Source organism: Amycolatopsis sp. TNS106, assembly GCF_019330265.1.
Lineage (GTDB): Bacteria > Actinomycetota > Actinomycetes > Mycobacteriales > Pseudonocardiaceae > Amycolatopsis > Amycolatopsis lurida.
Window position 1 is genome coordinate 8,586,757 of record NZ_CP024972.1, and the last position, 17,874, is coordinate 8,604,630.

Annotated in this window: 17 protein-coding genes; 11 read left to right on the plus strand and 6 right to left on the minus strand. The window is 69.7% G+C overall.

Annotated elements, in window-relative coordinates; translation table 11 throughout:
• Window positions 1–71 precede the first annotated feature (71 nt).
• The 4 genes from CVV72_RS39920 to CVV72_RS41840 all read right to left on the minus strand — a co-directional run bounded on the left by CVV72_RS39920 (window position 72) and on the right by CVV72_RS41840 (window position 4,125).
• Entirely contained in the window at window positions 72–536 is a 465-nt protein-coding gene (locus tag CVV72_RS39920) for an N-acetyltransferase (RefSeq protein ID WP_255632410.1), read from the minus strand.
• Window positions 526–1,734: an MFS transporter gene (locus CVV72_RS39925; protein ID WP_219149860.1), complete on the minus strand. Its 1,209-nt coding sequence runs from the start codon at window positions 1,732–1,734 to the stop codon at window positions 526–528. Before CVV72_RS39925 ends, CVV72_RS39920 begins: the two co-directional genes overlap by 11 nt.
• Window positions 1,734–3,902, minus strand: a complete 2,169-nt coding sequence (locus CVV72_RS39930; RefSeq protein WP_219149862.1) for a YcaO-like family protein — start codon at window positions 3,900–3,902, stop codon at window positions 1,734–1,736. The genes CVV72_RS39925 and CVV72_RS39930 overlap by 1 nt, the downstream gene beginning before the upstream one ends.
• A gap of 88 nt (window positions 3,903–3,990) precedes the next feature.
• Window positions 3,991–4,125 carry a hypothetical protein gene (locus CVV72_RS41840; RefSeq protein ID WP_255632411.1) on the minus strand — a complete coding sequence of 45 codons (135 nt, stop codon included), beginning with the start codon at window positions 4,123–4,125 and terminating at the stop codon, window positions 3,991–3,993.
• 197 nt (window positions 4,126–4,322) lie between these two features.
• Between CVV72_RS41840 and rlmN the strand changes: the two genes are divergently transcribed.
• The 3 genes from rlmN (at window position 4,323) to CVV72_RS39945 (ending at window position 6,958) form a co-directional block, all read left to right on the plus strand.
• On the plus strand, window positions 4,323–5,429 hold the full coding sequence (rlmN, locus tag CVV72_RS39935) for a 23S rRNA (adenine(2503)-C(2))-methyltransferase RlmN (RefSeq protein ID WP_034310951.1): 1,107 nt from the start codon (window positions 4,323–4,325) through the stop codon (window positions 5,427–5,429).
• Window positions 5,430–5,463: 34 nt separating this feature from the next.
• Window positions 5,464–5,769 (plus strand): hypothetical protein, encoded by a 306-nt coding sequence (locus CVV72_RS39940; RefSeq protein ID WP_219149864.1) that lies wholly within the window; start codon window positions 5,464–5,466, stop codon window positions 5,767–5,769.
• 373 nt (window positions 5,770–6,142) lie between these two features.
• A complete protein-coding gene (locus tag CVV72_RS39945; RefSeq protein WP_219149866.1) occupies window positions 6,143–6,958 on the plus strand; it encodes a DUF1206 domain-containing protein in 816 nt (271 codons plus the stop codon).
• Window positions 6,959–7,049: 91 nt separating this feature from the next.
• Here the strand turns inward: CVV72_RS39945 and CVV72_RS39950 are convergent, their stop codons facing one another.
• Entirely contained in the window at window positions 7,050–7,823 is a 774-nt protein-coding gene (locus tag CVV72_RS39950) for a helix-turn-helix domain-containing protein (protein ID WP_219149868.1), read from the minus strand.
• A gap of 91 nt (window positions 7,824–7,914) precedes the next feature.
• Here CVV72_RS39950 and CVV72_RS39955 point away from each other — a divergent pair, with 91 nt between their 5' ends.
• The 6 genes from CVV72_RS39955 to CVV72_RS39980 all read left to right on the plus strand — a co-directional run bounded on the left by CVV72_RS39955 (window position 7,915) and on the right by CVV72_RS39980 (window position 14,345).
• Window positions 7,915–8,718, plus strand: a complete 804-nt coding sequence (locus tag CVV72_RS39955; RefSeq protein ID WP_219154418.1) for a sulfite exporter TauE/SafE family protein — start codon at window positions 7,915–7,917, stop codon at window positions 8,716–8,718.
• A 127-nt stretch (window positions 8,719–8,845) separates the two neighbouring features.
• Window positions 8,846–10,831 (plus strand): peptidase S8/S53 subtilisin kexin sedolisin, encoded by a 1,986-nt coding sequence (locus tag CVV72_RS39960; protein WP_219149870.1) that lies wholly within the window; start codon window positions 8,846–8,848, stop codon window positions 10,829–10,831.
• Between the two features lie 80 nt (window positions 10,832–10,911).
• Window positions 10,912–12,093, plus strand: coding sequence for a cysteine desulfurase-like protein (locus CVV72_RS39965; protein WP_219149872.1), 1,182 nt, complete (start codon window positions 10,912–10,914; stop codon window positions 12,091–12,093).
• A 115-nt stretch (window positions 12,094–12,208) separates the two neighbouring features.
• Entirely contained in the window at window positions 12,209–12,760 is a 552-nt protein-coding gene (locus CVV72_RS39970; RefSeq protein WP_219149874.1) for a hypothetical protein, read from the plus strand.
• 135 nt (window positions 12,761–12,895) lie between these two features.
• Complete coding sequence (locus CVV72_RS39975) at window positions 12,896–13,723, plus strand: acetylxylan esterase (RefSeq protein ID WP_219149876.1); 828 nt, start codon at window positions 12,896–12,898, stop codon at window positions 13,721–13,723.
• Between the two features lie 67 nt (window positions 13,724–13,790).
• Window positions 13,791–14,345 (plus strand): cysteine hydrolase family protein, encoded by a 555-nt coding sequence (locus CVV72_RS39980; RefSeq protein WP_219149878.1) that lies wholly within the window; start codon window positions 13,791–13,793, stop codon window positions 14,343–14,345.
• A gap of 6 nt (window positions 14,346–14,351) precedes the next feature.
• On the opposite strand, the gene CVV72_RS39985 is transcribed toward CVV72_RS39980, so the two are convergent.
• On the minus strand, window positions 14,352–15,788 hold the full coding sequence (locus tag CVV72_RS39985) for a PP2C family protein-serine/threonine phosphatase (protein WP_219154419.1): 1,437 nt from the start codon (window positions 15,786–15,788) through the stop codon (window positions 14,352–14,354).
• Window positions 15,789–16,134: 346 nt separating this feature from the next.
• On the opposite strand from CVV72_RS39985, the gene CVV72_RS39990 reads away from it, so the two are divergent.
• Both CVV72_RS39990 and CVV72_RS39995 read left to right on the plus strand, forming a co-directional pair.
• Window positions 16,135–16,959: a GAF and ANTAR domain-containing protein gene (locus CVV72_RS39990; protein WP_370641853.1), complete on the plus strand. Its 825-nt coding sequence runs from the start codon at window positions 16,135–16,137 to the stop codon at window positions 16,957–16,959.
• Between the two features lie 27 nt (window positions 16,960–16,986).
• A complete protein-coding gene (locus CVV72_RS39995) occupies window positions 16,987–17,850 on the plus strand; it encodes an alpha/beta fold hydrolase (RefSeq protein WP_219149882.1) in 864 nt (287 codons plus the stop codon).
• Window positions 17,851–17,874: the final 24 nt, after the last annotated feature.

The window sequence follows — 17,874 nt, forward strand, 5'->3', positions numbered from 1 at the left end:
CGTACTGTCTCGACACGTTCACGATATATCGGAAACAGTCGTACGGCAACCTCTCTTCGGTGATCTGGGTCTCAGGAGAGGTCGAGCGCGAGGAGGTCGATGCCGCCGGAGTCGAACTCGCCGACCTTCCGCCAGCCCCAACGGCGGTACAGCCGCCGAGCGGGCGCCTCGACGCGGGACGCCAGGACGGCGAACCGCTCAGGCCGCTCTTTCAGCAGGTCATCGAGCAGAGCGCGGCCAAGCCCGCGACCACGGAGCTCGGGGAGGAGCGCCAGCTCGTACACGTAGAACACCTCTTCGCCGTCGAGCCAGGACGGCGGAGGCGTCGCACGTTCGGGCCACCAGCCGGCTTCTTGGCGTACCCCGTAGGCGAAGCCGCCGAGTGCGCCGCCTTCGCGCACTGTCGTCATGGCGAACCCGGGGAGCGTGGCGTGCTCGGCGAACAGCACGCCGAACCGGGCGACGTCGTCCTCGCCTTCGAGGTACGGCGGTTCGCGGTAGACGCGGCGATAGACGTCGTCCAGTTCAGAGCGCACGATTCAGTCTGCCCAGCACCACGATCGCCACGCCACAACAGCCGATCAGCACCAGCCACGGCAAAGCCGCGCCGTGGGACAGCAGCCAGGTGAACGTCGCCGGGGCGATCACCCGCGCCGCGCTCCACACGAGTTCTTCGAGGCCGAGATAGCGGCCGCGCAAGCGTGCCGGGGCGATCGCGACGGTCAGCGCGCTGCTGGTCGGCGCCTGGAGCAGTTCGGCACCGGTGAAGACGGTCACCGCGAGCGTGAGCACGAGGAACGCCGTCGTGGGGTGCCCGGTGGGCACCAGCGCGAACAGGACGAACGACACCGCCCACACCGCGGCCGAAATCTGGAGCGTGCGAGGCATGCGGCGCCGCTCGACCCGGCGCGACACCACGGTCTGCGCCAGCACGACCAGCACCGTGTTGATCGCGAACAGGACTCCCGGCTGCCAAGCCGGCAGTTTCAAGCCGTCGAGGACGTACGCGCTCAGCAAGACGGTCAACGCCAGGTCGCACAACGCGAAGACGAAGACGCTCACGAGTACGCCGCGAAAGATCCGGTCGGCGAGCACCTTCCGGTAGCCACCCGCGGGAACCGCCTCGGATCCGGTCTCGGGCGGGGTGCTCGCCGGAGCCCGCCACGACGCGACCAGAACCGCGGCGACGACGAAACTCGCCGCGTTGACCAGGACGATCACCGTGTAGCCGCCGGTGCCGCCCCAGGCGACCATCGCGGCGCCGAGGAGCCCGCCGAGCCCGATGCCGACGTTGCGCAGCGCGCGTTCCATCGCGTACCAGCGGGCGCGCTGACCGTCGTCGGCCACCTGTGCCACCAGCGCGCCGGTCGACGGCCAGAACAGGCCCTCGCCCCAGAACGTCACCGCCGCCAGGACGACCAGGTGCCATGCCTCGCCGGCGAAGACGTAGCCGGTGAAGGTCACCGCGCGGATCAGGTTGGCGGTGATCACCATCCGCCCCGGCCCGAACCGGTCGATCAGCCGTCCCGCGAGCGGTCCCGACGGCAGGGCCAGCATCGCCGCGATCGACAGGGCCGCTCCGACGGCCGTGAGCGACAGCCCCTTCGCCGCGTGGAAGTACACGACGGCGAAGGGCAGGAACAAACCGGTCCCCAGCGCGTCGACGCTTTGCGCCGCGATGAGCGGGAACCGGCCGCGAGTGCTCGGCAGGCCGAGCAGATCGGCGGCGGCCATCACGCGTGGGGGAGCGGGAAGACGTTGAGTTCGTGCTCGGCGAGCGGTTCGTCCCGCCAGCCGAGGGTCACCGCCGCGCCGGCGATCCTTCCGTTGCCCCACAACGGTGATCCGGCGGGGAAGTTCGAGACGAGCCCCGGGACCAGCGTATGCGCGGCGCGGAATCCGGCGGCCGCGACGTCGCAGGTCGTCAGGTCGACGCTGATCACCTCGAACCCCCGGGCTTCGACCCGGGCTTGGTAGGCCTTGAGCCGCCGTTCCCCGAGGGCGGGAAGGTCGTCCCAGCCGCGGGCCGGCAGGTCCATGACCCAGGGAGCCACTCGCTTCACGGCGCGCGGATCGAGGTAGATCTGTTGCTGGCAAAGGAGATCCACGACGTCGGCGAAGTCTTCGCGGTACGAGTCCAGGTAGCGCCGGTCGGCCCGGTGCGGTTTGAGGTTGCCCAGATGCGGCAGGTCCCGGCGCATGCCGGACAGCTCGCGCTCGTCGTCGAGGGCACGGCAGGTGTGCTGGAGCGTGAACCCTTCGGCGAGAGCCTTCTTCGCGGCCTCCAACGCGTCCGGCCGGGTCGCGAAGCCGATCGACAGCCAGCGTTTCACGCGGTCGAGTACCACCGCGGCGACCACCGGGACGTCGAACTCGTTGTCCAAATGGATGAGCGTGACGTCGTAGTCGTCGGTGGCGTCGGCGATGAGCGACCGGATCTCGTCCGGGATCGTGAGCCTGCCGAGGCGTGGCGTGTTCGCCCACCAGAGCATGGTCGTGTCGCGCTCGAGGACCTCTTCGAGGCCGGAGGTGACGGCGTGTTCTTCGGTGGTCCCGCTGGCGAGGCCGGCGATCAGCGGATCGGCGAAAGACGCTTCCCCCGGTCGGCGTTCGTTCGAGAACAGGAACGCCGGAACCCAGACGGGTTCGCCGGTGGTGTGGGAGAAGCCTTCCACCCACGAGCATTCCGTGTCCTGGGTCAGTGGTGCGAACGGGAAACCCCGGGACCGGTACTGCGTGGCCGAGTAGAGATTCAGCCGCTGCGGATCGAGTGCAGGGACTCCGTAGCGGTCGAATTGCTTGTAGCTGCCGAAGCACACTTCGCGCTCCGGAGCGAGCCAGCTTCCGCAGTAGCGCTCCACCGCTTCGCCGATGGCCGATTGGCGCGCGAGGTCGAAGTCGTGCCACGACGTGCCGAACGCCTGACGGTCGTTGGGCCAGTTCGTCACGCGGCGCATGTCCGCGACATCGACCGCGCAGACCCGCAGCCGGGCGGGCATTCCCGGGGCGGGCGGGATCTCGCCGACACCGGTCACGATCCCGGTCTGGTCGTCCACCAGCAGTTCGGGGTCGGTCGCGTCGGGAACGGGGCGGGCCCGGTCGGGTACGGGGAGGATCGGGCGGCGGATCTCGGTGAGGTCGGCCGGATTCAGTTCGATCTCGCCGGTGGTCATACCGGATCGCCCGCCGGAGAGCCAGCGTTCGAGATGGACGGCGAAGGTGGTCAGGGCCCAGCGTGCGTCGCCGGGCCGAAGCGGGGTGGAGTCCGAGGAGGCCGAAAGGAACGCCTCGACGACACGCGGGTCCTGTGCGGCGGAGCGGCGCCGCGCGACGACGTCGGCGAAATCGATGCCGCCGGGGGCGATGGCCGGTCCGGCGATCACGCGGCCGCGTTCCCGGCGCAACGGCAGCCAGCGCACTCCGCTGCCGGCGCACAACGCGTCCAAGGCGATCGATTCGGTGTAGGCGGGATGATCGAAGGCCGCGACCACGACCGTGTTCCCGATGTCCCGTTCGGACAGATCGTGGAAGTAGGGAACCGTCTCGACGCTCGCATATCCGCTGCCGCCGAGGATTTCCGCCAAGGGCTCGATGAGCACGGGCGAGCCGGTGAGGAGGATCGAGGTCGAGGCGATGTCTTCCGTCCCGGCGTCCGGGCCGGGGCGGAGGCAGCCGTCCGCTTCGAGGATCTCCATCATTTCCTCGTAGTCCGGAGGCATGCCGGCCAGGAGTTCGGCGCGAGTCCGGGTGCCGTCGCAGCGGCTCGCCCAAGCGCGGAACTCCCGGGTGGGCGCGGCGATGTAGAACTGCCCGCCGTTGGGCGTGACGAGAAAGCAGAGCTCCGGTTCGAGATCGGTGATCTCGATTCCGTCGAGCCGCGGTCTGACCTCTTCGGACCCCATGGCAACCCCATCGTCTCCAGGACTCCCGCCTCGCCGCCGCGATCCCGGTGCGCGGGACCGCGGCGGCGCGGGCGGCTTTGTCGGCCGGTTACTTGGCGGCGGAACGGTTGTGGACGACCGCGCGGTTGTGCACGACGGCCCGGTTGTGGACGACCGCGCGGTTGTGGACCACGGCCCGGTTGTGGACGACGACGGCGGCGGGACGCTCGTAGGTCGAGATCATGGTTCCTCCGGTAATTCACTCGGGGTCGTCACGCTCCGTGGCGTGACATGACCAAGTCTCGGGCCGGCCGTGACCTCCCGACGTCTCCTGATGTGCGATCCGCACGGTCGGCCCGGGTGCGGTTCACGTGACCTGGGAAACAGCGATCCGGGGCGGCCCAGGCGCGGCAAAGGTGGACATGGGACACTGAGTGAGCTATGACTGCCCTCCCTCTCGTCTTCGACGCGCCCAAGCGCGGCCTCCCGCCGCGCCACCTCGCCGACCTTTCCGCCGCCGAGCGGGCCGCTGCCGTCGCCGAGCTGGGGGAGAAGCCGTTCCGCGCGAAGCAGCTTTCGAACCACTACTTCTCGCGGCTCACGGTGAACCCGGAGGAGATGACCGACATCCCGGCGGCGTCGCGGGAGAAGCTCGTCGGCGATCTGATGCCGACGCTGCTCACCGAGATCAAGGCGCTCGCGTGCGACGACGGCACCACGCGCAAGACGTTGTGGCGCGCGCACGACGGGACGCTGCTGGAGAGCGTGCTGATGCGCTACCCGGACCGCGCGACGCTGTGCATCTCCAGCCAGGCAGGCTGCGGCATGGCGTGCCCGTTCTGCGCGACCGGTCAGGGCGGTCTCGACCGGAACCTGTCGACCGCGGAGATCGTCGACCAGGTCCGCGCCGCGGCCGCGGTGATGCGCGACGGATCGATGCCCGGTGGCCCCGGCCGTCTGTCGAACATCGTCTTCATGGGCATGGGCGAGCCGTTGGCGAACTACAAACGAGTCGTGGCGGCGGTCCGGCGGATCACGGATCCCGCGCCGGACGGGCTCGGCATCGGCCAGCGTTCGGTGACGGTGTCGACGGTGGGTCTCGCGCCGGCGATCCGCAAGCTGGCGGACGAGAAGATGCAGGTGCGGCTCGCGGTTTCGCTGCACACGCCGGACGACGAGCTGCGGGACACGCTGGTGCCGGTGAACGAGCGCTGGTCGGTGGACGAGGTCCTGTCCGCGGCCCGGTACTACGCGGACACCTCCGGCCGCCGGGTGTCGATCGAGTACGCGCTGATCCGGGACGTCAACGATCAGCCTTGGCGTGCCGAGCTGCTGGCGAAGCGGCTTCGGCAGCACCTCGGCCAGCTGGTGCACGTGAACGTGATCCCGCTGAACCCGACGCCGGGCAGCAAATGGGACGCCTCGCCGAAGCCGGTGGAGCGGGAGTTCGTCCGGCTGGTGAACGCGGGCGGAGTGGCGTGCACGGTCCGTGACACGCGTGGTCAGGAGATCGCGGCGGCCTGCGGTCAGCTCGCCGCCGAGAACTGAGTTCTTCCCTTTCAGTGATGGAGATTTTGTCGTGATGTATGCCCCCAGCCTGCTGGACCCGGCTGCGGAGGAGCTGAAGCTCGCGGACGTGATCGGCCACGGCGCGACCGGTGTCGCGCGCGAGGCCAGGACGTTGCTCGGCGACCGGTTCAGCTCGGTGACCTTCATGTACGTCCTGATGCGGGCGTTCGAGGTGGAGTACATGGCGGCGCGGGACGCTTCGCGGTGGCACGAGTTCCACGGCGGGCCGTACGCGTTGTCGGACGCCGACCTCGAAGCCCTCCTGGCGCCCTGGCTCGGTGCTCACCGCCGTCCGGCGGTCGCGTCGGGCACCGTCTGAGCGGGTCGACGCGACCGTCCTTTGTGGATGGTCGGTGCGATTCGCGCCGGGTGGGCCGGTAGACGAGTTCCTGGACCCGCCGTCGAAGGTACGGCTTTCGAGCAGGTGTGAAACGGCGACGAGACGGTCCTCGGCCCGCTGCACCTGGCCGAAGGCGACGCCGCCCCGGCCGGCGTCGGTCCGATTCCCGGGAGCTTCGACGGCTCGGCGTGGTCAGGGGCCGTCGGGCTCGGCCGGCATCGCGACACCGGCGACTGGCTTCCGGCTTAAGCGGCACCACCTCCCTCGCCCGCTGGGCCGGACGGAGCAGTCACGCGGCGGTCATGGCCGTCGGCCGTGACACTCGATGGTGACTCAGGAGGAGGTGGACCGGATGTCCGCGACCAAGGCGAGACAGGTGCGGCACAACACGGCCGTCCAGGTGCTCGGACGGATCGGGATGGGGTGCTACGGCCTGGTGTATCTGCTCATCGGGTACCTGGCGGTGCGCGTCGCCGTCGGCAGTGGCGGCCAGGAGGCCGACGGCCGCGGCGCGATCACCGAGGTCGGCTCGACCGCGGTGGGCGGTGTGCTGTTGTGGGTGCTGGCGGCCGGACTGGTCGCCTACGGCCTGTGGCAGGCGTTGCTGGCCGCGGTCGGCTACACCTGGATCGACAAGCGCAGGACCCGGACCGTCAAGCGGGTGACGTCCGGAGTGCGGTGCGTGGTGGGGATTTCCCTGGGCGTCTACGCGGCCAGGGTCGCCGCGGGCGCGGGGCAGCAGGGCAGCGGCGACCAGAAGCAGCAGGAGTTCACCGCGCGCCTGCTCGGGTTGCCGGCCGGGCCGTTCCTGGTGACCGTGGTGGCCGTCGTCGTGTTCGGCGTCGCGGTGGGCTCGGTGGTGAAGGGCGTACGCCGGACCTTCGAGCAGGATCTCGACCTCTCGCGGCTCCCGTCGGGTACTCGGCGGTGGGTGGAGCGGCTCGGCAGGATCGGTTACGTGGCAAGGGGTGTCGTGTTCGGAGTGGTCGCGGTACTCGTCGGTTTCGCGGCGCTGACGCACGACGCGGCCCGCTCCGGCGGGCTCGACGCCGCTCTGCGGACCTTGGCCGCCCAGCCGTTCGGCACGGTGCTGCTCCTCGTGGTGGCCGCCGGGGTCGCGGCCTTCGGCGTGTACTGCTTCGGGGCGGCGCGGGCGCAGCGGGGCTGAGCCCGCGCGGACGCTCAGGAAAACCGGATTCCTCCGTCGATCGTGACCGGCTGAACTCCCTTGTCCGCCGGGGTCGGAGGGGTGTCGTGTCTCACCGCGAGACAGCGGCGCGATAGTCCTTCGGCGAGGTGCCGAGAAGCCGGGTGAACATCGTGGAGAACGCGGCGGGACTCTCGTAGCCGAGCGAGGCGGCGATCCCGGCGATGGGAAGGCCGTCCGACAGCAGCGACAAGGAATGCAGGACGCAGGCTCGCTGCCGCCAGCGGGCGAAACTCAGTCCGGTTTCGGCGGTGAAGAGCCGGTTCAGCGTCCGCTCGCTCACGTGCAGCCGGTCGGCCCAGCCGGCGACCGGATCATGGATGTCCGGATCGTCCAAAAAGGACTCACAGAGGGTGCGCAGCCGGTCGTGCCTCGGCAGCGGGAGATCGAGCCGGACCGGGGCGGAGCGGCGGATCTCGTGCAGGGTCAGGCCGATGATCGCGGCGTCCCGTCCACGCGGGGTGTACAGCTCCGGCACGACGACGGCCTCGTTCAGAAGTTCCCGGAGCAGCGCGGAAACTTCGACGACCTGGCAGCGGCGCGGGAACCACGGCACCGCCTTCGGCTCGATGTACAGGCTCCGGGTGCTCACGGTCGTGGTGAAGACCTGATGGACCGTCTCCGGCGGCACGAGCACCGCCCGCCGCGTCGGGATGGTCCATGTGCCGTCGGCCGTTTCGACCCGCATCGATCCCGTCGCGCTGTAGAGGAACTGGGCCCGCCGGTGCCGATGCGGGCGGATCCGGTGCCCCGGTGGGTAATCGGTGCGGATCGCCACCACCGCGCGGTCGAGGTGGTCGACCTCGTCGATGGGGATGCCGCGCATCTCACCGAGCCTACGCCGGGTGTCCGTTCCACGAAAGAAACTGGCGCTCTTTCGAATGCCCGCCGCGCCGTGGACGCCTACCGTCGACGGGGTGCTGATCGAGATCTCGGTGCTCCTCGGGTTCGGTTGCCTGAGCGGGGTCACCACCGTCCTTTTCGGATTCGGCGGCGGCTTCATCACCGTGCCCGTCGTCTACGCCTTCGCGCTCGCGCAGCCGGAGCACGCGCTGGGCGCGATGCACGTGGCGGTGGCCACGTCGACCGCGGTGATGGTGGTCAACGCCGGGAGCGCGACCCTCGCGCAACTGCGGGCGGGACGGCTTCGCCGCGACTACCTTTGGCCGCTCGTCGCGTTCATCGGCCTGGGTGCCGTGCTCGGCTCCTTCGCGGCCACCGTGGCCGACGAGAGTGTCCTGCGCTGGCTCTTCGTCGCTTACCTCGCGCTGACGATCGCCGACAGCGTGCTCCGGAAGGGCTTCGTGAGCAGGCGGGACGACAGCCTGCCGCGTGCGCTCGGCGGGATCACCACCACGGCGGGCGGGACCGGGATCGGTGCCGTGGCGAGCTTCCTCGGGGTCGGGGGCAGTGTCCTCACCGTCCCGCTCATGCGGCGCAAGGGCCTGCCCATGGCCGACGCGACCGCGCTGGCGAACCCGCTGAGCCTGCCGGTGGCGGTGATCGGCACGGCGGTCTACGCCTTCGCGGCGACGGGCACGGCTCCGGCCCCCGCCCACCTCGGCTACATCGATCTGGTGGCCGCGGGAGCGCTGCTGTGCGGATCGCTGCCGACCATCGCCGTGACGCGCCGCGTGGTCGGCCGGATCCCGGATCGCGCGCACGCGATCGCGTACCTCGCCTTGCTCGTCGCCGCGCTGATCGCGATCATCGTCCGCTAGTGATCGGATGAGTTTGTCCGTTGTCAAGCCTTGACAAGGGATCGCCGAGCAGGCAAGGGGTTATCGCCAAGCAAAGATCCGACGAATCCTCTATCTCTTTTCGGGAACTTGCGCCAAGATCTCCCGCATGAAACTGAGATCGATCACCAAACGCATGTTCGTTCTCGGGCTGCTGACGGCTCTCGGGACCACCGGGGCGACGTCGGTGGCCACCGCCGAACCCCAGCTGCCGCCCGCCGAGGTCAACGCCACCGGGCTGCCGCACGGCGGCTGGGACCCGGTCGGCCCGAACAGCGTCGGCGGGCTGCTGGCGGTTTCGCCCGCCGGGCTCGCGATGATGGTGCCCAGTCCGCCCGCCCTGTGGCTCTCCACCGATCGTGGCGCCTCCTGGACCGCGCGCCGGGGTCTGCCGGAAGACACCGCCATCCAGGGATTCTTCGCCGATCCGGTGAACCCGGACCGGATGCTCGCGGTGGGCAACTCGCCCGGCGGGATGCCCGGCGAGTGGCACGGGATGCTGCTGAGGACCACCGACCGCGGCCAGACCTGGGAGACCCTGCGCGAGTGGTACCCCGACGGCGCGTTCGGCATGGCCACGGACCCGGCGGGCCGGGTCGTCGTGGTGCAGAACCTCGATACGCTGAGCGTCAGCATCGACGGCGGCGAGCACTGGAACGACGTGCCGAGGACCTGGCCCCGCGAGGGGATCGCCGCGCCCACCGGCGGGCTCAGGCTCACGATGGTCGGCGACGACGCCTACTTCACGACGGTGTACCCGGAGTACGCGCTGTGGGCGGTCCGCGGGGTCAGCGGCAAGGAGCCGCGGGCCGAACTCGTCTACCGGACCAACGGCGAGATCAATCAGGTCGCCTCGGACGGCGAACGGTTCGTGGTCACGGTCGGCCCCGAGCTGCACGGATCCACCGACGGGGGCAAGACGTGGACGGTGCTACGGCGCGATCCCGGCGAGCAGCCCCTGCGTGAACCGCACTTCGTCGGCGGGCGGCTGTACATCGCGACGTATAACGACATAGACGTCAGCTCGGACTTCGGCCGCACCTGGACGCGCAAACCGGTGCCCGCCCCGGGCGAGGGCATCAGCGACATGATCGACCTTCCTGCCTCGCCGGGCAAACCCGCCACCACGCTCATCTCCTCGTTCTACCGCGGCGTGTACGCGGACGGCGGCAAGAGCGGGTATCAGCAGATCGGCGTGCCTGCCGAATCCATCCGCGACCTCGTGACCACCGGGAACCTCCTGCGCGAGAGCGTCGTCGCGGCGGGTGTGCAGGAGATCTACAACACCCCGCTCCCGCGCGGCAAGGTCTCCGCGGCGGACCGCGTGTGGCAGTCGCATCCCACCGACCGGCTGCACGAGGACGCGCGCCTGTCCGTGTCGCCGGGACGGCCCGACGTCGTCTGGCAGGTGACCCGGAACGGGTTCGCGCTCGACGTGCTCCGCAGCGGTGACGGCGGGCGGACCTGGCAGTTCGCGGCGAAGGCGAAGGAGGGGCTCCCCAGGGCCATCTTCACTCACCCGGCCGACCCGGACCGGCTGCTCGTCTCGGCCTTCGCGCCCAGCGGCTACGTGCTCTACCGGAGCGATGACGCCGGGAAGACCTGGGAAAAGCTCGCGTCCGACAAGGGCTTCATCGCGTTCGCCGGTGATCCGTGGAACCCGGACCGGGTCTGGGGCGGGGACTTCGACGGCCTGTCCCGGTCGGACGACGGCGGCAAGACCTGGACCCATGTGACGAGCCAACCGGTCAGTTCGATCTCGGTCAGCCGGTGGGGTGGCGGCCGCGTGCTCATCGGCGGCGCGGGCATCCACCTGAGCGAGGACGGCGGCCGGACGTTCCGCCGGGTTCACGACGGCGAGGACCCCCGTGAGATCAGCCGGATCCTGCCGGATCCGTTCGATTTCCGGGTGTGGTTCGCGAGCAACGCGACCGGGGGAGGCGTGCTGCGCAGCACGGACTTCGGCCGCACCTGGTCGCCCGTGCCCGGCGCGCTGCCCGATCCCAGGGTGCTCTCCCTGGCGATCAGCGCGGACGGCCGGTATCTGTTCGCCGGCACCGCGCAATCCGGCGCGTACCGGTTGAAGCTGTACTGAGTCCGAGCGCTTCGTGGCCGGAGAAAGTTCCGGCCACGAAGCGTTTACTCGGTCCCTCTTCGAATGTCAGAGTCGGGGGCATGGCCATCGACGTCGCCGCCCTCCGGCTCCACTTCCCTTCCCTCGCCGACGGAACCGCCTTCTTCGACGGACCAGCGGGTACCCAGACACCCCGGCCCGTCGCCGACGCCATCGCCCGGACACTCACCGGGCCGCTGTCGAACCGGGGCAAGGTCAGCCCGTCCGAACTCAACGCGGAGAACGCCGTCGCGGCGTTCCGATCCGCCTATGCCGACTTCTTCGGCGTGCCCGCCGAAGGTGTCGTCCACGGCCGCAGCGCCACCCAGCTGACGTACGACTTTTCCCGGCACCTGGCCAAAAGCTGGCGTGAGGGGGACGAGATCGTCGTCAGCCGTCTCGATCACGACGCCAACGTCAGGCCGTGGGTCCAGGCCGCGGAGCGAACCGGGATGACCGTCCGCTGGCTCGACATCGATCCTCTGACCACCGAGCTCGACCTCGATTCCCTGGTCCTCACCGAGAGGACCAGGCTGGTCGCGGTCACGGCCGCTTCGAACGTCCTCGGCACGAAGCCGCCCATCCGCCGGATCGCCGATCTCGCCCACGACGCCGGGGCGCTGCTGTTCGTCGACGGAGTGCACTACGCCGCCCACGATCTGGTGGACGTTCCCGCGCTGGGAGCGGATTTCTTCGTCTGCTCGCCGTACAAGTTCCTCGGCCCGCACTGCGGGGTGCTCGGCGCGTCGCCGGCCCTCCTGGAAACCGTCGAGCCGGACAAGCTCGTGCCGTCGCCCGGCACCGTCCCGGAACGGTTCGAATTCGGGACGCTGCCCTACGAAACGCTCGCGGGCGCGACGGCGGCCGTGGACTTCCTCGCCGCACTCGACCCGGGATCGGCCGGATCTCGACGGGACCGGCTGGCGAACTCGATGAACTCGTTGCACGAGCACGAAAACCTGCTGCGCACCAGACTGGAGAAGGAGCTGGGCGACGCCGTCACCGTCCATGGCAAGGCCGCCGACCGGACCCCGACCGTCCTGATGAGTCTCGGCGGCCGCGAGCGCGAGGCGCAAAAGCATCTCGCCGAAAGGAATGTCGTCGCACCGGCGGGGTCCTTCTACGCCTACGAAGTCTTCGCGGCCTTGAAACTGGAGGACCCCGCGCTCCGCGTCGGGATGGCTCCGTACACCAGTACGGAGGACGTCGACAGGCTGCTGGACGGGCTTTCGGCGTTCGGGTGAAACCACAGTGGACAGTGCGGGCCTGATGGAGCGCGGCCGCAACGACACCTGCGACCCGTAACTCGAACAGGTTGGATTTCCGCGCCGCCGACGGGAGCCGTATTACCGTTCGATCATGATCGACAGCGGGAGGTTCGCGATGCGTTTCCGGTCGGTGGCCGCTTCAGTCCTTCTCGGTTGCGCGCTGTGCGTGGCGCCTGCGGCACTCGGAGCCGGGCCACAGTCGCTCGCGATTCAGCCCTGCCCCGAGGTCAACGATCCGCCCGACTACAAGATCTCGAACGGCGCCAAGGCCTGGATGAAGACGAACCTGCGCAGCGACTACCTGCGCGGGCCGGGGACGATCACCTACAACAAGACCACGACCTCCTCGGTCAACGCGTCCATCACCGGTACGACCAGCGCCGAGGCGGGTGTCATCTTCGCCAAGGCGAGTGTTTCGCTGGCGGTGAGTGTCGGCGCGAGCTACTCGAAGTCCGATTCCTGGTCCTATTCCGCGACGGTGCCCGCGGGGAAGACGTTGCGGCTGCAGCAGTACAAGGAAGCGCGCTCGTTCACCGTGCAGAAGTACCGGATCGTCCCGCCGTGCAAGGTCAAGTACCTCTGGAAGAAGAACGCGGTCGCACCGGTCAAGAGCCCCAGCTACCTCTGGCAGCTCATCGGCTGACCCCGGTTGGGGTCGATCACAAGACTCGTTCGCCCGATCTTGTGATCGGCCCCATGGACGTACGGTGACCGTGCCGACACGCTGGGAGGAGCGTCCCGGGCAACGGGGCCCGGACGAAACGGGACGGTGGCCACGATGGGGAAACTTCGCGCACGGATACTGATCGCCGGGATGGTCGTGCTCGCGACCGTGGGTATCACGCCCGCCGCGACGGCCGAGGCCGGTATCGCGAGCCGGTGGAGTGAGCCGGGGCCCTACGCCGTGACCGTCGAAGCGCTCGACAGCGCCCACACCGTGTACCGGCCTTCGCGGCTGGAGGAGCACCCGGTGATCTTGTGGGGCAATGGCACCGGCGCGAATCCGAAGATCTACGACGGCCTGTTGCGGCATCTGGCCTCCCACGGCTTCGTGGTCGCGGCGGCCGACACGCCGAACGCGGGTTCCGGTCAGGAGATGCTGGCCGGGGCCACGACCTTGATCGCCGAGAACTCCCGGCCCGGCAGTCCGTATCAAGGGAAGATCGACACGGCGCACATCGGCGCCACCGGCCACTCCCAGGGCGGTGGCGGGGCGATCGCCGCCGGCGCGGACTCCCGTGTCACCACGACGATCCCGATCGAACCGGGACCGCAGGGCTCGGTTGCGGCGCTGAAGGGGCCTTCGTTCTTCCTGGGCGGGCAGTTCGACACCATCGTCGTTCCCGGGCTGCTGGTCATCCCGCGCTACCGCGTCGCGGACCAGGTCCCCGCGATCTACGGCGAACTGGGCGGAGCGACCCATTTCACGCCCGTCGGCGACGGAGGCGGGTTCCGCGGCGCGATCACGGCGTGGTTCCGGTTCTGGCTTTCCGGTGACGAGGGGGCCCGGGCCGAATTCTTCGGCGCTTCCTGCGGATTGTGCCGGGACGGGGCGTGGTCCGACGTCCGGCGCAACGCGAAGGCGCTGGCCGTTCCGGGAGCTTGATCGCCGGATCTTGTCGGTGGCCGGGGTTAAGGTCTGCCGCAGCAGCCTGACCTGGAGGGATCCCGCGATGACCACTCTCGCCGACCGGCCGAACACCGCGCTCCTGGTCGTCGACGTCCAGAACGGCGTCGTCGACGAGGCATACGAGCGTGACTCCGTGATCGCGAACATCGGCGCTCTCGTCGGCAGGGCGCGGAGGGAAGGCGTGCCGGTCGTGTGGGTGCGGCATTCCGACGAAGAACTCGTGCGAGGCAGCGAGGAGTGGCGCATCGTCGGCGAGCTGGACCGTGCCGAGTCCGAGCCTCTCGTCGAGAAGTCCTACGGAGACTCGTTCGAGGACACCGATCTGGAGAAGGTGCTGGCCGAGCGCGGTGTCGGGCGGCTGGTGGTCGCCGGGGCGGAGACCGATGCCTGCATCCGTTCGACACTGCACGGCGCGATGGTCCGCGGGTACGACGTGACGCTGGTCGGTGACGCGCATACGACCTTCGACAAATCGGCGTGGGGTGCGCCCACGCCGGAGCAGGTCATCGCGCACACGAACCTGTACTGGCGGCACCAGGTCGCGCCGGGGCGGAAGGGAGGAACGGTCAAGACCGAAGACGTCGATTTCCGCGGCTGAGCCGCTTCACCGCGTGCCCGGCCAGCGGGCGATCAGCAGTCCGGCGTCGCCTGTGAAACCGCTGCGGCAGTGGGACTTCGCCGCATCGAGCACCCGGCGGACGATTTCCGGCGGTACCTGCCCGGCGCTGGCGTCCAGGCTGGCGGCGAGCGCGAAGCGTGCACCGTCGGCGGCGCGCGCTCCCGTGAGGCCTTCGGTGTGCAGCACAAGGAGATCTCCGGCCTGGAGGCGCGAGGACCCGATACGCCGGGAGCCTCCGTCGCCGAACGGCGGGCACCGTGCACTGTCCACTGTGGTCGGTTCGGGTCCGGTGCCGAGCACGAGCGGTGGTTCCCCGCCCGCTTCGAGATGACGCAGGGCGCCCTGTGTGAGGTCCACCTCGGCCAGGGTGCCGCGAACCGTGGTGCCGTCACCGAACGGTGTCGAAAGCGCTTTGTCGACAGCGTTCTCCTGGCCGCGGAGGCCATGGCCCTCGCGGCGGGCGGATCGGTAGGCCGCGAGTGCCGCCGAGACCGCGAGGCCCGCGGCCCCGGTGTCCCGGCCCGCGTCGAAGATCGCCAGCCACGCCGTCGTGTCGGACAGGGCGTAGTCGAAGGTCACTCCGCGAACGTCGTAGGCGGGCTCGACGCCGCCCGCCACCACGAAGTCGGCCGTCGCCGCCGTCAGCGGGGGCAGGTTCTGCCAGAGCAGCTCGGCGGTGGGGCCGCGCCGTCTCCGGCGCCGGGTCGTGTCGAGGCCGTCGCCGTAGCGCATCGCGGCGGCGATGAGGTGGCCGGACAGCGACGCGAGCCACTGGCACTGGGTGCGCAGGGTGGGGTCGTGAAGGTCGGCGTCCGCGACGGCTTCGATCTCGAGCACGCCCATCCGCTCGTCGCCGTCCAGCAGGGTGGCCCACAACCGCGGCCCGCCCGGATCGTCGGTCAGCACGGTGCCGGCGTGCCGATAGGCGCGTCCGGCGGTACTGGCCTCGATGGGCAGCGGCGTCCGGTCGGGCGCGGACTCGGTGGGAAGGGGGAAGAGCTGCCGCTGCTCGTAGTCGGCGAGATAGACCGTCAGCTCCAGGTCCAGCGCCCGGCCGGCGGCGGCGACGATCGCGGGCAGCCGTTCGGGTGAAACCCGCTGGGCTCCGTCGAGGAGTCCCACCAACGCGGCCAAGAGTCCGCGAGGGCGGCTGTCGTCTCCGGTATCGCGGCTGTACGGAGCCCGTCGCGCACCGGAGAGTTCGTCGAGCCGTTCGTTGACCGCGTGGGCCACCATGTCCCGCTGGATTCTGGGCAGGGGGAGCGCTCCCCGCAGGTAGGCCGCCAAGTCGACTTCGCTGACATCGCCGCCCAGCGCGAAGTACCTCAGCCACAGCTGTTCCAAGGTGAGCCCTGTGCGCGCGAAGCAGTCAGCGATGATCCGTCGCTGCTCCGCGGCCTGGAGCGAGGACACAGTGATCACCCCCGGGGTTTTCGGCGACACCGGCCCGGGTACCACCACGACCCGAGGTGAAACATGAGTCCGGAGCCGGCGGACGGTGCGGAATTACGCCAGGTGGCCGAACCGGTCGGCGCCGGTGTGCCCGGAAGGGCGATCCGGGACGGGCGGAACGTGGGTCGCGGTAGGCCGGGTGATCGCATTCGGCTAAGGTCGGTTTCCGAAAGCGGTTCTGAGCGTTGAGAAGTTAGCGCCGATCCGCCGGTAACCGGGTTGGTTGCGGCGGTTGATGGTGCGCGCTCGGCGCCGGTTCCCGCCGGTGATTCCCGTGGTGCATCACGCCGATGTGCAGAAGTGGGAGAGGCGGGCTTTGGCCGATGAATTCGACTGGCAGCAGGACAAGAACCGATTCGTCGAGGATGTCGGCGACGGCGACCTGCCGGTGACCTCCGAGAACGGCGCCCGGCTCATCGCCGGGCCACTTGTCACCCAGTTCGTGGCCCTGACCAGGGCGTTGCTGGATTCCGGTTCGATCGCGGCGGTGCTCGAACGGGTGGTCTTCGCGACGCGTGACCTGGTGCCGGGCGCGGATCTGGTCAGCGTCACCCTCCTCGATCCCGACGGAGGGTTCCACACGCCGGTGCGGACCGACGAGATCGCCGGCGAGCTGGATCAGTTGCAGTATCAATACGGCGAGGGTGCCTGCGTCGAAGCGGCGCGGGTTTCGGGGCCGGCGGCGGCGTTCAGCGACAATCTCGCGGAGGACGCTCGATGGCCTCGGTTCGGTCCTGCCGCCGCGGCGCTCGGGTTCCACTCGCTGGTCTCGACCGCTCTCCTGCCGGAAGCGTCGAGTTCGCAGCTTTCCGGCGCGCTGAACGTCTATTCGCGAAGCCCGCACGGCATCGCCAGGGCCGACCGTGACGTGCTGTTGCTTCTGGCGACGCACGCGTCACTGGCCTTGGCGACCACGCACGCGGTCACCCGCGGTCAGCTTCAGGAGGAGCAGCTCCAGCAGGCGCTGGACAGCCGTGACGCGATCGGGCAGGCGAAGGGCATCCTGATGGCGCGGCGCGGGATCGACGCCGCGGAGGCGTTCGAGGTGCTGCGGCACACGTCGCAGAACATGAACGTCAAACTCCGGGAGCTGGCGGAGATGCTGTCCAAACGGCATACGGAACTGCAGCTGCCGGACTGAGCGGTGGGCGCGACTACGATCGCGATCATGGGTTTCGGCGAGCTGGAGTTGTCGCGGACGTTCGAGTGGCGTGGCCGTTCGGTGGCGTGGGAACGCCTCGGCGAAGGCGCCCCGGTGGTGCTGTGCCACGGGACACCGTGGTCGGCGCAACTGTGGGCGCCTTTCGCGCGAGCGCTCAGCACGGAGTTCGCCGTCCACGTCTGGGACATGCCGGGATACGGCCGTTCGTCGAAGGAACCCGGCCATGCCGTCGATCTCGGGACACAGGGCGAGCTGTTCGCCGACCTCCTCGGGTATTGGGGGCTGACCGCCCCGCACGTGATCGCCCACGACTACGGCGGGGCCGTTTCTCTGCGCGCGAAGCTGCTGCACGGCGCGGAGTACGCCTCGCTCGCACTGGTGGACGTCGTCGCGCTGCGCCCGTGGGGTTCGGAGTTCTTCCGGCTCGTCGCGGAGAACGCCGAGGTCTTCCAGGCGCAGCCGCCGGCGGTGCACCGGGGAGCGCTGGAGTCCTACATCGGGACGGCCTCCCATCGTGGGCTCACCGGCGCGCAGCTGGCCACGCTGACCGGGCCCTGGCTGGACGCGGACGGGCAACGCGCCTTCTACCGGCAGATCGCCGAGGCGGACGTCCGGTACACGGACGAGATCCAGGACCGCTATCCGGACCTGGCGTTGCCGGTGAAGGTGATCTGGGGTGCGGACGACACGTGGATCCCGGTGGACCGGGCGAAGCGTCTCGCCGACGCGATTCCCGGTGCCCTCCTGGACGTCATTCCCGAGGCCGGGCACCTGATCCAGTACGACGCTCCGGTCGAACTGGCCTTTTCCCTGCATCGGTGGCTCACCGCGGAAGTGGGCCGGTGGGGACCTGCCGGGAGCGGACGCTGAACCGCGCCGTCAAGATCGACATCA

What these genes read in the sequence shown, in the direction of transcription:
- CVV72_RS39930 (WP_219149862.1), bottom strand. Translation starts at nt 3,902, where the DNA reads ATGGGGTCCGAAGAGGTCAGACCGCGGCTCGACGGAATCGAGATCACC.
- CVV72_RS39975 (WP_219149876.1), top strand. Translation starts at nt 12,896, where the DNA reads ATGGGGAAACTTCGCGCACGGATACTGATCGCCGGGATGGTCGTGCTC.
- CVV72_RS39965 (WP_219149872.1), top strand. Translation starts at nt 10,912, where the DNA reads ATGGCCATCGACGTCGCCGCCCTCCGGCTCCACTTCCCTTCCCTCGCC.
- CVV72_RS39970 (WP_219149874.1), top strand. Translation starts at nt 12,209, where the DNA reads ATGATCGACAGCGGGAGGTTCGCGATGCGTTTCCGGTCGGTGGCCGCT.
- rlmN (WP_034310951.1), top strand. Translation starts at nt 4,323, where the DNA reads ATGACTGCCCTCCCTCTCGTCTTCGACGCGCCCAAGCGCGGCCTCCCG.
- CVV72_RS39960 (WP_219149870.1), top strand. Translation starts at nt 8,846, where the DNA reads ATGAAACTGAGATCGATCACCAAACGCATGTTCGTTCTCGGGCTGCTG.
- CVV72_RS39995 (WP_219149882.1), top strand. Translation starts at nt 16,987, where the DNA reads ATGGGTTTCGGCGAGCTGGAGTTGTCGCGGACGTTCGAGTGGCGTGGC.
- CVV72_RS39980 (WP_219149878.1), top strand. Translation starts at nt 13,791, where the DNA reads ATGACCACTCTCGCCGACCGGCCGAACACCGCGCTCCTGGTCGTCGAC.
- CVV72_RS39940 (WP_219149864.1), top strand. Translation starts at nt 5,464, where the DNA reads ATGTATGCCCCCAGCCTGCTGGACCCGGCTGCGGAGGAGCTGAAGCTC.
- CVV72_RS39950 (WP_219149868.1), bottom strand. Translation starts at nt 7,823, where the DNA reads ATGCGCGGCATCCCCATCGACGAGGTCGACCACCTCGACCGCGCGGTG.
- CVV72_RS39945 (WP_219149866.1), top strand. Translation starts at nt 6,143, where the DNA reads ATGTCCGCGACCAAGGCGAGACAGGTGCGGCACAACACGGCCGTCCAG.
- CVV72_RS39925 (WP_219149860.1), bottom strand. Translation starts at nt 1,734, where the DNA reads ATGGCCGCCGCCGATCTGCTCGGCCTGCCGAGCACTCGCGGCCGGTTC.
- CVV72_RS41840 (WP_255632411.1), bottom strand. Translation starts at nt 4,125, where the DNA reads ATGATCTCGACCTACGAGCGTCCCGCCGCCGTCGTCGTCCACAACCGG.